At 63.5% G+C, this 12,769-nt stretch carries 13 protein-coding genes; 4 read left to right on the top strand and 9 right to left on the bottom strand.

The window, feature by feature from the left end:
• Positions 1–10: 10 nt before the first annotated feature.
• Positions 11–478, top strand: coding sequence for a molybdopterin-binding protein (locus GJ700_RS19990; protein ID WP_154377114.1), 468 nt, complete (start codon positions 11–13; stop codon positions 476–478).
• Positions 479–590: 112 nt separating this feature from the next.
• Here the strand turns inward: GJ700_RS19990 and GJ700_RS19985 are convergent, their stop codons facing one another.
• The 6 genes from GJ700_RS19985 to GJ700_RS19960 all read right to left on the bottom strand — a co-directional run bounded on the left by GJ700_RS19985 (position 591) and on the right by GJ700_RS19960 (position 5,101).
• Complete coding sequence (locus tag GJ700_RS19985; RefSeq protein WP_154377113.1) at positions 591–878, bottom strand: hypothetical protein; 288 nt, start codon at positions 876–878, stop codon at positions 591–593.
• A 170-nt stretch (positions 879–1,048) separates the two neighbouring features.
• Positions 1,049–1,735 carry an ABC transporter ATP-binding protein gene (locus GJ700_RS19980; RefSeq protein WP_154377105.1) on the bottom strand — a complete coding sequence of 229 codons (687 nt, stop codon included), beginning with the start codon at positions 1,733–1,735 and terminating at the stop codon, positions 1,049–1,051.
• Between the two features lie 7 nt (positions 1,736–1,742).
• Positions 1,743–2,537, bottom strand: a complete 795-nt coding sequence (phnE, locus tag GJ700_RS19975) for a phosphonate ABC transporter, permease protein PhnE (RefSeq protein WP_154377103.1) — start codon at positions 2,535–2,537, stop codon at positions 1,743–1,745.
• A complete protein-coding gene (locus GJ700_RS19970; RefSeq protein ID WP_154377101.1) occupies positions 2,534–3,385 on the bottom strand; it encodes a PhnE/PtxC family ABC transporter permease in 852 nt (283 codons plus the stop codon). The genes phnE and GJ700_RS19970 overlap by 4 nt, the downstream gene beginning before the upstream one ends.
• 17 nt (positions 3,386–3,402) lie before the next feature.
• Positions 3,403–4,224, bottom strand: coding sequence for a phosphonate ABC transporter ATP-binding protein (locus tag GJ700_RS19965; RefSeq protein WP_154377099.1), 822 nt, complete (start codon positions 4,222–4,224; stop codon positions 3,403–3,405).
• A gap of 10 nt (positions 4,225–4,234) precedes the next feature.
• Positions 4,235–5,101, bottom strand: coding sequence for a putative selenate ABC transporter substrate-binding protein (locus GJ700_RS19960; RefSeq protein WP_154377098.1), 867 nt, complete (start codon positions 5,099–5,101; stop codon positions 4,235–4,237).
• Between the two features lie 146 nt (positions 5,102–5,247).
• On the opposite strand from GJ700_RS19960, the gene egtD reads away from it, so the two are divergent.
• Entirely contained in the window at positions 5,248–6,261 is a 1,014-nt protein-coding gene (egtD, locus tag GJ700_RS19955; protein ID WP_154377096.1) for an L-histidine N(alpha)-methyltransferase, read from the top strand.
• Complete coding sequence (egtB, locus tag GJ700_RS19950) at positions 6,258–7,418, top strand: ergothioneine biosynthesis protein EgtB (RefSeq protein ID WP_154377094.1); 1,161 nt, start codon at positions 6,258–6,260, stop codon at positions 7,416–7,418. Before egtD ends, egtB begins: the two co-directional genes overlap by 4 nt.
• Before the next feature lie 115 nt (positions 7,419–7,533).
• Here the strand turns inward: egtB and GJ700_RS19945 are convergent, their stop codons facing one another.
• Positions 7,534–8,145 (bottom strand): TetR/AcrR family transcriptional regulator, encoded by a 612-nt coding sequence (locus GJ700_RS19945; RefSeq protein ID WP_154377092.1) that lies wholly within the window; start codon positions 8,143–8,145, stop codon positions 7,534–7,536.
• Positions 8,146–8,231: 86 nt separating this feature from the next.
• Between GJ700_RS19945 and GJ700_RS19940 the strand changes: the two genes are divergently transcribed.
• Positions 8,232–9,476 carry an NADH:flavin oxidoreductase/NADH oxidase family protein gene (locus GJ700_RS19940; RefSeq protein WP_154377090.1) on the top strand — a complete coding sequence of 415 codons (1,245 nt, stop codon included), beginning with the start codon at positions 8,232–8,234 and terminating at the stop codon, positions 9,474–9,476.
• A gap of 57 nt (positions 9,477–9,533) precedes the next feature.
• On the opposite strand, the gene leuA is transcribed toward GJ700_RS19940, so the two are convergent.
• Together leuA and GJ700_RS19930 are read right to left on the bottom strand one after the other, a co-directional pair.
• On the bottom strand, positions 9,534–11,231 hold the full coding sequence (gene leuA / locus GJ700_RS19935; protein WP_154377088.1) for a 2-isopropylmalate synthase: 1,698 nt from the start codon (positions 11,229–11,231) through the stop codon (positions 9,534–9,536).
• A gap of 465 nt (positions 11,232–11,696) precedes the next feature.
• The gene (locus GJ700_RS19930; RefSeq protein WP_154377087.1) at positions 11,697–12,725 is read right to left on the bottom strand and encodes an alpha/beta fold hydrolase; all 1,029 of its coding nucleotides are present in this window, start codon (positions 12,723–12,725) and stop codon (positions 11,697–11,699) included.
• Between the last annotated feature and the right edge of the window lie 44 nt (positions 12,726–12,769).

The following is a 12,769-nucleotide window of genomic DNA, read 5'->3' as shown; positions in this document are numbered from 1 at the left end:
CGTCGTGGGCATGATGGAAGCTCTGAGGCTGCGCTGCGCAGTCCTCAGCGTGGCGGCGAGCCACACGGTGCGCGATGGCGCGGGCGATTTGCTGGCGGCGCGCGCGCAGGCGGCAGGCCATGAACTGGTGCGCCGCGATTGCGTGGCCGACGACGCGGACAGTGTACGCCGCGTGCTGGCGGACTGCATTGCCGATCCCGGCATCCAGGTGGTGCTGAGTGCGGGCGGCGCCGGTTTCGCGCGCCGCAACACGGTTTGCGACGTGGCGACCGCGTTGCTGGAACAGGAAGTGCGCGGCTTCGGCAGCCTGCTGCACAATGTGTTTTTTGCCGAAGTGGGGACGTCGCTGGTCAACCAGCGCGCGCTGGCAGGCTATGCCAACAAGACCCTGATCTTTTGCCTGCCCGGCGCCACGGGCGCCTGCGCGCTGGCGTGGGACAAGATCATTTCGCCGCAGTTGGCGATGCCGGTGTTGTAAGGGAATACCGCTGCGGAATTGGGGAGGCGGATCGACCGGGAAGTGGAACAGCGGGGTTTGGGCTGTTACTGGCGCCGGAGTGTTCCGGCGCCGATGGTCGCTGGTGCTGCGGTCAGTGCATGGAAGCGGAAGACAAATCTTTCAATTCGCGGATACTGATATCCGACTTTTCATGCATGCGCAGCAGGATCGTGGCGCCGACTGCTAGCTTCCGGTGCCGGATTTTACTGATGATGGGAGGCTGAACTTCCAGCACGCGGCATAACTCCGCGTCATTCTTCAGATTCATCTTTTCGATCAGCGTATCGAGCAACTTGTTGGGTACAAAACTGGATGGTTCCATGGCCCTGGCTCGATTCATGGCCTCGATCAGCTCCAGCTTCTTTTGCCGCACGCTCATTTTCTCCTCCTTACTCTTGATGTAGATAGGCCGGCGTCCCTGGCTTGTGTCTTACCGCCATGATGGCGTTTTCAACAACATGGCGGATCGACTCTGCTATTAATAACCAAGCAAGTTGTATGTATGATACTGCAACAGAAAATAAATGGAACGTTTTAACAAAAAAATTATTATTTTTCTTGTGCAATAGGATTGACGGATTTGCCAACTTGCAGTCCCGACCTCGTCAGTATCAGAGTGTGGTCCGCCATTTCCGCTGCCGCATGCGAATGGGTGACCATGATCGTGCAGGCGCCGCTGGCTTTAATTTCGTTGCGTAACAACATCAATATGCTGTGCGCGGTTTCCGGATCGAGGTTGCCGGTCGGTTCATCGGCCAGCACCAGCCCGGGGCGATGCACCAGTGCGCGGGCAATCGCGACCCGCTGCAACTGGCCGCCGGACAACTGGTGCGGATAATCGTCGGCCCGTCCCCGCAGGCCGACGGCGTCCAGCATTTCATTGGCGCGGTGACGGCTCATGCCGTTCAGCAGCAGCGGCAAGGCCACGTTCTGGTGCAACGTCAGGTGTGGCAGCACGTGGAACGCCTGGAAAATAAAGCCCATTTTTTGCCGCCGCAAGCGTGTGGCGGCGTCGTCGTCCAGCGCCGACATGGCCACGCCATCGAGCATGATGGGTGGAACGCTGGTGGCGTCCGGCTGGTCCAGTCCCGCGATCAGGTTCAGCAGCGTGGATTTGCCGACACCGGATTCGCCCATGATGGCGACGAATTCCCCCGCCTTGAATTCCCAGTTCAAATTGGCCAGCACCGGGTGGCCGGCCGTATAGGTTTTCGACAGGTTCTTGAGGGCGAGCATACAGTCCTTATTTCGTGAGCCAGCGCCGGGTGGCGGCGCTGGCGGCATCGACCAGCGCCACCAGCGCCAGCATGGCGAGAATCACCGTGGCGGCCGGCTGCATCTGGAACAGCGACAGGTGGTATTTCAACATTTGTCCCAGTCCGCCGGCGCCCACGACGCCCAGCACGGCGGCGGCGCGGATATTGTTTTCCCAGCGGTACAGCGTGTAGGACAGCATTTGCGGCAAGGTTTGCGGCAGGGTCGCGTACAGGAACGCCGCCAGCACCGGCGTGCCATTGGTGCGCAAACTGTGTTCGGCGTGCAATGGCGCATTTTCCAGCGCGTCGGCGAACAGCCGCCCCAGCACGCCGGCCGTGTGCGCGGCCAGCGCCAGCGTGCCCGCGAATGGCCCCAGGCCGGCCGCGATCAGCAACATGTAAGCCCACACCAGTTCGGGAATCGAGCGCAGCACATTGAGCACGACGCGCACCGCGCCGCGCAGCGGCATGCCCAGGCGTCCCGCGCCGGGGATCGCCAGCACCAGGCCGGCCGCCACCGCCAGCAACGTACCCACCGCCGACATCGCCAGCGTTTCCAGCGCGCCGGTGGCCGTCTTCAGCAGGAAGGGCGTGCCCAGTTCGGGCGGCGCGAAGCCACCGAGGAATTCCGCCATCGAGCGCAGCGCGCCCGGCGTGGCGAACTCCGCCCACTTCAAGTCCAGCGTGATGAAACTTGCCACCACCAGCGCCGCCAGCAGCAGCGCCATCAGCCAGCCGGTCCAGCCGCGCGGTGGAGGAGGAGGCATGCCTTGTACCGTCATGCCAGCCTCCCGCGCAGCCATTTCGAGACCAGGTCGGCCGCCGCCACCAGTGCGATAAACACCAGCAGCATCGTGCACACTTCGCCGCCGGCCAGCATTTTCATGGATTCCTCCATCCGCTGCCCCAGCCCGCCGGCGCCGACGAAGCCCATGATGACGGAGCCGCGGATTGCGCATTCCCAACGGTACACGGTGTACGACACCAGTTCCGACGCCGCATCCGGCATGGCGCCATACAGCAAGGCTTGCAGGCGGCCGGCGCCATTGGCCAGCAAGGTGTCGGCGGCATGGTTTTCCGACGATTCCAGGATTTCCGCGTAGACCTTGCCCAGCATGCCGCAATAGGTGAGGGCAATGGCCAGCACGCCGGCCGTGGCGCCGAGGCCGACGATGCGGACGAACAGCAGCGCCCACACCAGTTCCGGCACGGAGCGCAACAGCACCAGCAGCCAGCGCACGGCCTGGCGCACTGCATACGGCAGCGGCGCCATGCGGCCGGTACCCAGGCGGGAAATCGACAGGCGCTCCGTCACCAGCAGGGTGGCGGGGATCGCGCCCACCAGCGCCAGCGACAGCCCGGCGGTGGCGATGGCGATGGTCTTCCACGTTTCGCGCGCCACCATGGCCAGGAATTCGGCGTCATGGACGGGCGGGTAAAACGTCGCCAGGAATTGCCACGTCGATTGCAGGCTTTGCGCATCGAACAGGATCCATGGCTTGAATTCGCTGGCCACTAGCATCGGCCACATGGCGATGGCAACTGCGGCCATCGCCAGCACCCGCCCCCGCGTGGCGGGATCGGGATGGCGTTCGCTGTAGGGGACGGCGGGAATGTTCAGCAGCTTCATGCGGTTGCTGTCCACCGTCACAGGCAGGCGCCGCCCGCCAGCGTGGCGGGGACTTCCAGCGGATGGGGGGAATTCGCGGGCGGCAATTCGCCCAGGTACAGTTCCGCGATCATGGCCTCCGTCACCCGTTCGCGCGGCAAGTCGAACGCGATGCGGCCATGTTTCAACGCGACGATGCGGGGGAAATGCGCCAGCGCCAGTTCCACCTGGTGCAGGCTGCAGACCAGCGCGGCATTACGGCTGGCCGCTTCCTGCTGCAACGTGGCCAGGGTCAGTTGGGACAGTGCGGGGTCCAGCGCGGACAGGGGTTCGTCGACCAGCAGCGCCTGCGCATCGGACAACAACATGCGCGCCAGCGCGCACCGCTGCCGCTCACCGCCGGACAGACGGTCGACGCGGCTATACAGCTTGTCGCCCAGGTTGAAGCGGGCCAGCGCGCGGAACGCCGCTTCCGGATCGGCCGGCTTGAACAGCGAGGCCGCCGCGCGCCAGAAATTCCAGTGCGGCAGGCGCGCCGCCAGCACGGCCGTCACCACGCGCTGGCGCGGCGGCAGGGGCGGCGTTTGCGGCGCCAGGAACAGGCGGGAACGCAGCTTGTGGCGCGCCCCGTTATCGAGCGACCAGGGGTCGGCGCCGAAGGCCGTGAACGCGCCGCTGTCGGGACGGTGCGCGCACGCCAGCGTGGCCAGCAGCGTGGTCTTGCCGGCGCCTGACGGGCCGATTACGGCCACCTGTTCGCCGGCCGCGATCTGCAGGTCGATATTTTCCAGCGCCAGCGCGCGGCCCGCGGCGGCATGCCGCACGGTCAGGCCGCGCAATTGATAAACAGCTTCAGGCATCAGTGATATTTTATTTCTTCAACAGGCCGGCATTGACGGCCGCCGCTTCAATCGCGCCATAGTTTTCCACCTTGGTCGGCACGAATTTCGATGCGCGCTGCAAGTCGAGGATTTCCTTGTCTTGCGGGTTTTTCGGATCCAGCGCGAGGAAGGCGTCCGTGATTTTCTTTTTCAGCGCGGCCGGCATGTCGGCGCGCACGGTCCAGTTGTAATCGTAGTAGCCTGGCGTGGTGTAGAACACGCGCACGGTGTTCGGGTCGACTTTTTTCTCTTCGACCTGCTTTTCCCACACGGAGATGTTCAGCGCGCCCGCGTCGACCTTGCCGCCTGCCACGGCCGCCACGGTGGCGTCGTGGGCGCCGGAGAAGGCGATGCGCTTCAAGTCCGTATCCGGGTTGATTTTCGCGGCCAGCAGGAACGAGCGTGGCATCAGGTGGCCGGACGTCGAGCTTTCCGAGCCGAACGACAGCGTGCGGCCCTTCAAATCGGCCAGCTGGTTGATGTCCTTGTGCGTGGTGATGAACACGGAGCGGAATTTCTCATCTTCCGCGCGCTGCACCAGCGGCACCACCTGGCCCTTGCTGCGTTCCTTGGCTTGCACGAACGTGAAGCCGCCGAACCACACCATGTCCAGTTTGCCCGCGACCAGGCCTTCCACGGACGCCGCGTAATCGGTGACGGGCGTGAATTCCACCTTCATGGCCAGTTTCTTTTCCAGGTAATCACCCAGCGGCTTGAACTTGCGCTGCAGTTCGGTCGGCTTTTCATCCGGGATGGCGGACACACGCAATACCTGTTGCGCGGGCGCCTGGGCGGCGGCAAACAGCAGGGAAGCGGCAAACAGCGACTGGACAGTACGCAGGGCGGAAATTTTCATCAGGGGATCCTTGGTTGACTGAAGGGACGTGGCCGCACGACTGTTGCATATTCGGCTACGTAATTTTCATATTCGGCTATGATAGCAAAACCATGCATCGGCAGCGGCCCGCCGGTGGCGCCTTTCAACGTCACAATGAGCACACTATGCATCTGTCCCGTACTGCGGCGGTCCGCGTGATACCGCCAGAAGTTTCCAGCCGGCCTGCCGTCATTGCCCGGGGCAGTGACGCCATCATCGCGGAAATCAGCGCTGGATTGCTGGCCAGGCGGGCGGCCACATCGCCCAAGTATTTGTACGACAGCCTCGGATCGCGGCTGTTCGAAGCCATCTGCGAATTGCCCGAGTATTACCCGACCCGCACGGAAGCGGCTATTTTCGCACGGCATGGCGCCGATATCGCCCGCGCAGTGGGGGAGGGTTGCACGCTGATCGACCTGGGGGCGGGCAATTGCGCCAAGGCCGCCAGCCTGTTTCCGCTGCTACAACCGGCCCAGTACGTGCCGATCGATATTTCGCGTGACTTCCTCAATGAAGCCGTGCTGCGGTTGCAGCAACGTTTCCCCGCGATCGACATGCATGCGCTGGCGCTGGATTTTTCTTCCACGCTGGCGTTGCCGGACACGGTGCGCCAGCAGGGCCGCGTATTCTTTTATCCCGGTTCGTCGATCGGCAATTTCACGCCGCATGAAGCGATTGCCTTCCTGCGCCGGTTGCGGACCGATGGCGCCAGCGGGGCGGGCGAGTGCAGCCTGCTGATCGGTGTCGACCTGGTGAAAGACAGCGCCACGCTCGATGCTGCCTATGACGATGCGATCGGCGTCACGGCGGCCTTCAACCTGAACATGCTGCGGCACGTCAACCAGTTGATCGGCGCGGACTTCGACGTGTCGCAGTGGCAGCACCGCGCTTTTTTCAACGCGGAAGAAGGGCGCATCGAAATGCACCTGGAAGCGCGCGAAGCGCTGGTGGTGACGTGGCCGCAGGGCGAACGGCATTTTGCGCGCGGCGAGCGCATCCACACGGAAGACAGTTATAAATACACGCCCCGCAGCTTTGTCGAACTGTTGCGCGAGGCGGGATTTGCCGCCACCCGCACGTGGACCGACGAGGCGGGCTGGTTTGCCGTCGTGCATGCGCGCGCCATGGGGCTGGCATGACGCTGCTGGAACGTTATCACGCCGTGCGCGGCCACACCGTGGCGCTGACCCAGCCTTTATCGGACGAGGATTGCGGCGCGCAATCGATGCCGGACGCCAGTCCCGTCAAATGGCACTTGGCGCACACCACATGGTTTTTCGAGACCTTCATCCTGGAGCGCTTTGAAGCGGGCTTTCAACCGTTTCATCCCGCTTTCCGCGTGCTGTTCAATTCGTATTACAACGGCGTCGGCGACAAGCACCCGCGCCCGCAGCGGGGCTTGCTGACGCGGCCGTCGATGACGGAAGTGCGCGCCTACCGCCAAAACGTGGATGCGCGCATGGCGCGCCTGCTGGCGCAGCCCGATGCGGAACTCGATGGCCTGGTGACGCTGGGCTTGCAGCATGAACAGCAGCACCAGGAATTGATTGTCACGGACGTCAAGCACTTGCTGGCGCAAAACCCGCTGCAGCCGGCTTACACGGAGCGTCCGCCTGTCGCGGCCGAACCGGCGGGCGCGCTGGAGTGGCTGGCCTTCGATGGCGGCCTGACCGAGATCGGTTATCCGGGCGGCGATTTTTGCTTCGATAACGAATTGCCGCGCCACCGCGTCCATCTCGCACCGTATGCGCTGGCGTCGCGGCTGGCGACCAATGGCGATTATCTGGCGTTTATCGACGCGGGCGGCTATGCCGATCCCGCATTGTGGCTGGCCGAAGGGTGGGACAAGGTGCGCGCCGAAGGCTGGTCGCACCCGCTGTACTGGCGGCGCGAAGACGACGGCCAGTGGACTGAATTCACCCTGCATGGCCGTCGCCGGCTGGATTTGAATGCGCCCGTGGCGCACGTGTCTCTGTATGAAGCGGATGCCTATGCGCACTGGTGCGGCGCACGCCTGCCGACGGAAGCCGAGTGGGAAGTGGCGGCGGCGCAGCCGGGATTGCGGCAGATGTTTGGCGCCGGCTGGCAATGGACATCCAGCAGTTATGCGCCTTACCCGGGATTCAAACCCGCGCCGGGCGCCATTGGCGAATACAACGGCAAGTTCATGGTGAACCAGTACGTGTTGCGGGGATCGTCCGCCGCAACGCCCGATGGCCATGCGCGCGCCAGTTACCGCAATTTCTTTCCCGCGCACGCGCGCTGGCAGTTGACAGGGATAAGACTGGCGCGCTGAATGCGTAGGGAGGTTTTGCCGGAGGCAAAGCCGCCATGCATGCGCAGCCACCAGCGCGTGCCGTATCAAGACGCCGGCACGGCGGCTCGATGAAACCGATCCGCCCTACGGATTTTCAGGCACGGGCCTCATCGATAGCCGACTGCATCAGCAGCGCCACTTCATCGGCGACATCATCGAGCGCCTGCAACCCCAGCGCCGCGCGGCACAGCGCGACGGCGCCTTCCATGGCCGACAGCACCAGCGCCGCCAATCGCTGCGCGCGCGCCGCGTCGACGCCTTCGCGCGCCAGTTGCGCGGCAATGATGCCTTGCCAGTCCACGAAAGCCTGGTTGGCCGCATCCAGCAATTGCTGCTGCGTATTGGCATCCGGCGCTTCCCTGGCATCGTCCGTGTACCGTTCCACCGCCACCACCAGTACCGGGCAACCCGCCTCGAAGCAGCTGTCCTGCAAGGACTTGCCCCGCAATGCAAAGGCCGCGCGCACGCCGCCGACGGCGCCATGTTCGCGCAGCAAGCGTTCCAGTATGGCGCTGATGTCCTGCTGCGCCAGCCGCACGGCCGCTTCGATCAATTGCGCTTTGCCGCCGGGGAAGTGGTAGCCGATCGAGCCGCGCGGCGTTTCCGTATGGCGCACCACTTCGCGCAGGCTGGTGCCGTGCATGCCGCGCCGGCTCAGCAATTCCGCCGCGCCCGCCACCATCTTGTCTCGGGTTCCTGAAGTCATGTGACGAATATTATGACATTTGGCATAAACCTGTCTATAATTCCGATTATGACATCCGTCATAATGATGCCAACCTGGGACCCGACATGAACCAATCCGTAACTTCCCGCGCCGGCGCGCCATTTACCCTGGCCAACGGTGCTGTGTTGAAAAACCGCGTGGCCAAGGCGGCCATGAGTGAGCAACTGGCCGACGGCCGGCACGACCCGACGGTCAGGCTGGAACGCCTGTACCGCGTGTGGGCGGAAAACGATATCGGTTTGCTGATCAGCGGAAATGTCATGATCGACCGGGGCCACCTGGGCGAAGCGGGCAATGTCGTGCTGGACGATGGCAGCGATCTGGCGGCATTCCGCCGCTGGACGGCGGCGGCCACCGCCCATGGCACGCATTTCTGGGCGCAGTTGAATCATCCGGGCAAGCAGACGCCGAAATTCCTGACCAAGGAACCGGTGGCGCCATCGGCCATTGCGCTGGGCGGGGGACTGGAACAGACGTTCAACACGCCGCGCGCGCTGAACGAAGCGGAAATCACTGTCCTCATCAGCAAGTTCGCCCGCAGTGCGCAACTGGCGAAAGAAGTGGGCTTTACGGGCGTGCAAATCCACGGCGCGCACGGTTACCTGGTCAGCCAGTTCCTGTCGCCGCTGCATAACCAGCGCACGGACCGCTGGGGCGGTTCGCTGGAAAACCGCTTGCGCTTTGTCGTGGCGATTTACCGCGCGATCCGCGCGGCGGTGGGCGCGGACTTCCCGGTCGGTATCAAGCTCAATTCGGCGGACTTCCAGAAGGGCGGCTTCAGCGAAGAGGAATCGATGGACGTGGTGCAGGCGCTGGCGCGCGAAGGCATCGACATGGTGGAAATTTCCGGCGGCACCTATGAAAGCCCGGCCATGGTTGGGGCGCAGCAGCCTGCCAAGGCTTCCACGCAACAGCGCGAAGCGTACTTCCTCGCCTATGCGGAAAAAGTGCGCAAGCTGGTCAGCACGCCGCTGATGGTGACGGGCGGCTTCCGTTCATCGGCCGGTGTGGAAGCGGCGCTGGCGGGCGGCGCCACGGATTTCATCGGACTGGCGCGCCCGCTGGCGGTGGAGCCGGGCCTGGCATCGCGCCTGATCAACGACCCCGGTTACCGCATCGACATGAAAATGCCGACCACGGGCAGCAAGCTGGTGGACCACATGACGTTCCTCGCCATCACGTGGTACGAACACCAGCTGGCGCGCATCGGCGACGGCAAGCGTCCGCTGCCGAACATGAATGCGTGGCGCAGCGTGGCGTCGACGTTGTGGAGTTTGGGAACGCTGGCGTTCGCCAAGCGGCGCGCCTGATAAAAAACCGCCCTGCGCTTGCGCGACAGGGCGGTTTTTCATTCGGGGTGAATCCGGTTACGCGGTCACTGCGGCGTTGCCCGTGGTTGCCGCTTCTTTCGACTTCAACTGGCGGTTCACCGCGCTCAGCACCGCCTTGAACGACGCCGTCACGATATTGCTGTCGATGCCCGCGCCGAACAAGGTCGGGCCGTTATCCAGGCGCAGTTCCACGTAGCACGCGGCTTTCGCGTTGGCGCCGGAACCGATCGAGTGCTCGTGGTAGTCCATCAGCTTGATGTCCAGGCCGAGCGCGTCGACGAAGGCGTCGATCGGGCCGTTGCCGCCGCCTTGCAAGGCCAGTGCGGCGCCGCGGTGGTTCAGTGCGATATCGATTTGCACGGTTTCATCGCTGGTGGTGTCTTCCACCAGCTTGTGCGAGCTGTACGCGTAGGGCGACGATTGCGCCAGGTATTCGCGCTCGAAGATTTCGTGGATGCCGCCGGACGTGATTTCCAGGCCGGTCTGGTCGGCCACCGCCTGTACGGCGCGCGAGAATTCGATTTGCAGGCGGCGCGGCAACACCAGGCCGTAATCCTGTTCCAGCAAGTACGCCATGCCGCCTTTGCCGGACTGGCTGTTGACGCGGATCACCGCGTCATAGCTGCGGCCCAGGTCGGCCGGGTCGATCGGCAAGTACGGGATTTCCCAGTGCGCATCCGGTTGCTGCTGGGCGAAGCCCTTCTTGATGGCATCCTGGTGCGAACCGGAGAAGGCCGTGAACACGAGGTCGCCCACGTACGGGTGGCGCGGGTGGACCGGCAACTGGTTGCATTCTTCCACCAGCTTGCGCACGGAATCGATGTCCGAAAAGTCCAGGCCCGGATGCACGCCTTGCGTGTACAAGTTCAGCGCGAGGGTCACGAGGTCGACGTTGCCGGTGCGCTCGCCATTGCCGAACAGGCAGCCTTCGACGCGGTCCGCGCCGGCCATCACGGCCAGTTCTGCGGAAGCGACGGCGGTGCCGCGGTCATTGTGCGGGTGCACGGAAATGATCAGCGAGTCGCGGCGCTCGAGGTTGCGGCTCATCCATTCGATCTGGTCCGCGTACACGTTCGGCGTGCTGCATTCCACCGTCGACGGCAAGTTGAAGATCATCTTGTTGGCCGGCGTCGGCTGCCACACGGCGGACACGGCGTCGCAAATCTGCTTGGAGAAATCCAGTTCCGTGGTGGAGAACGATTCCGGCGAATATTCGAAGCCCCATTGGGTCTCCGGATGCTGCGCCACCAGTTCCTTGACCAGCTTGGTGCCGGTGGTGGCGATATTGACGATTTCTTCGCGGGACATGTTGAACACGACCTTGCGGAACACCGGCGCCACCGAGTTATACAGGTGGACGATGGCGCGCTTGGCGCCAGCGGCCGCCGCCACGGTACGGCGGATCAATTCGTCGCGCGATTGCGTCAACACGATGATGGTGACGTCGTCCGGAATGCGGTTTTCCTCGATCAGCTTGCGCACAAAATCAAAATCGGTCTGCGAGGCGGACGGGAAGCCGACTTCGATTTCCTTCAGGCCGATCTTCACCAGCATCTCGAAGAAGCGCAATTTCTTTTCCGGGCTCATCGGCTCGATCAGCGCCTGGTTGCCATCGCGCAGGTCGGTGCTCATCCAGATCGGTGGTTTGCTGATGACGGCGTTCGGCCAGGTACGGTCAGCCAATGGAACGGGTGGGAAGGCGCGGTATTTCGCTGCTGGGTTTTGCAACATCATGGGGTACTCCTGGGTCTCTAGAATTGGGCAAGCCTGATAGGCATAACGATGTGGCGCAGGGGCTGACGGCCTGCCACGGGGTTCGTGGGCCGTCAACCGATCGGTAGCATTAGCAGCAGCAGGTCGCGTGGCGCGGGCATGCTGCGTGGCGTAGTAAGAGCCTTGGTGGACATCGTTGCAAGCTTTCCTGTTGGAGGACTTCGCGCGGCTTGTGGCCGGCGCAGGGTACTTCTTGATCGCGGAACCGAATGAGAAGCGGGGTAACTTCTCAGGCGCGTGCTGGTAGACGCGGCGTCAGCGATAGGGCGCTGATTGCCGGTAGCAGGAAAGTGGATAGGTGCAGATGCGTAAACATGGCCTCAAATGTACGGGAAGCCGTTTAAGCTTGTCAAGCAAATTATATTAGGCAGGGTGACCGGGAAATGCGCGAATCTGCCAAATCCCGGATTTGTTGATCGTTGCGCTTTACTTCACCATATCCAGTACTTGCATCACCGCTTCCACCGCGGCCTCCGGCTTGGACAGGTGGATGGCGTGGTGGGCGCCGTCCACCACGCGGTTGCTGCCCCGCCTGGACAGTGCTGCGACCTCATCCTGCATTGCCTTGTTTTCCGCCTCGATCGCCTTATTCACGGCGCTGGGCGGCTGCCCAGGCACCAGGTAAGGGCTGACGCCCCGCGTCAGCGATACCAGCGGCAAGTCGCCGAACGATTTGCGCGCCGCGCGCAATTGCTGCGAACTGGTGGTGAAAACATTTTCCGCTTCCGACACCGTGGCGCGCCAGAATGACGGTTTGCGTTTCAGCGCGGCGGCGGCCTCCGCCAGTTTCGGCCCGAACGCTTCATCCGAATCGAGTACGCATTGCCGTTCCATGTCCGAACCCGGCACAAAACCTTTTTCCGCGGCGGCCAGGCAAGCCCGGTCCATGTCGACGATACCGGCAAAGCCTGCGCTCATACCGCCATCGGTCAGCTTGTCCAGCCGCGCAAGTTCATCTTCATGCTGGGCATCGAGCAGCACCAGGCCCGCCACGTCGGCTTTCGGGCGCAGCGCGAATTGCTGGATCACCATCGCGCCGTAGGAATTGCCGACCAGGACATAGGGGCCGGGCACGCGGCCGTTTTTCAGCAGGAAGTGCAAATCCTTGGCCGCGTTGGCGGCGGTGGCGGGACGGGAAATCGGATCGGAAAAGCCCATGCCGGCGCGGTCGTAGATGCAGGCGCGGGTGCGTTTGGCCACTTCCGGCTGCACCTGGAACCAGTCCCATCCCGCGCGGCCACTGCCCGCGTCGAACACCACGGTGGGGGAGCCGCTGCCCATGCAGAACAGGTTAAGGCGGCGTCCGCCGACGTCGACCATGACTTGGGCCCGGGCGTAGGCGTCTTGCGTGGGGGTATCGGCTGCGATGGCGGTGGCGGGGAGTGACAGCAGCAGGGCGGTTGCGGCAGGCAGCAATTTCATCTGTTGGGGCTGGAACGTTGCAAGGATCGCCATTGTCTCCGGCTGCGGGGGACTTGTAAATAACGCATGCAGGGCGG

The organism is Pseudoduganella rivuli (assembly GCF_009674485.1).
Taxonomy (GTDB): Bacteria; Pseudomonadota; Gammaproteobacteria; order Burkholderiales; family Burkholderiaceae_D; genus Rugamonas; species Rugamonas rivuli_B.
The sequence above is the reverse complement of the archived record's forward strand: the minus strand, read 5'-3'. Positions and strand labels throughout refer to the sequence as shown.

What these genes read in the sequence shown, in the direction of transcription:
- GJ700_RS19990 (WP_154377114.1), top strand. Translation starts at nt 11, where the DNA reads ATGATGGAAGCTCTGAGGCTGCGCTGCGCAGTCCTCAGCGTGGCGGCG.
- GJ700_RS19985 (WP_154377113.1), bottom strand. Translation starts at nt 878, where the DNA reads ATGAGCGTGCGGCAAAAGAAGCTGGAGCTGATCGAGGCCATGAATCGA.
- GJ700_RS19980 (WP_154377105.1), bottom strand. Translation starts at nt 1,735, where the DNA reads ATGCTCGCCCTCAAGAACCTGTCGAAAACCTATACGGCCGGCCACCCG.
- phnE (WP_154377103.1), bottom strand. Translation starts at nt 2,537, where the DNA reads ATGACGGTACAAGGCATGCCTCCTCCTCCACCGCGCGGCTGGACCGGC.
- GJ700_RS19970 (WP_154377101.1), bottom strand. Translation starts at nt 3,385, where the DNA reads ATGAAGCTGCTGAACATTCCCGCCGTCCCCTACAGCGAACGCCATCCC.
- GJ700_RS19965 (WP_154377099.1), bottom strand. Translation starts at nt 4,224, where the DNA reads ATGCCTGAAGCTGTTTATCAATTGCGCGGCCTGACCGTGCGGCATGCC.
- GJ700_RS19960 (WP_154377098.1), bottom strand. Translation starts at nt 5,101, where the DNA reads ATGAAAATTTCCGCCCTGCGTACTGTCCAGTCGCTGTTTGCCGCTTCC.
- egtD (WP_154377096.1), top strand. Translation starts at nt 5,248, where the DNA reads ATGCATCTGTCCCGTACTGCGGCGGTCCGCGTGATACCGCCAGAAGTT.
- egtB (WP_154377094.1), top strand. Translation starts at nt 6,258, where the DNA reads ATGACGCTGCTGGAACGTTATCACGCCGTGCGCGGCCACACCGTGGCG.
- GJ700_RS19945 (WP_154377092.1), bottom strand. Translation starts at nt 8,145, where the DNA reads ATGACTTCAGGAACCCGAGACAAGATGGTGGCGGGCGCGGCGGAATTG.
- GJ700_RS19940 (WP_154377090.1), top strand. Translation starts at nt 8,232, where the DNA reads ATGAACCAATCCGTAACTTCCCGCGCCGGCGCGCCATTTACCCTGGCC.
- leuA (WP_154377088.1), bottom strand. Translation starts at nt 11,231, where the DNA reads ATGATGTTGCAAAACCCAGCAGCGAAATACCGCGCCTTCCCACCCGTT.
- GJ700_RS19930 (WP_154377087.1), bottom strand. Translation starts at nt 12,725, where the DNA reads ATGGCGATCCTTGCAACGTTCCAGCCCCAACAGATGAAATTGCTGCCT.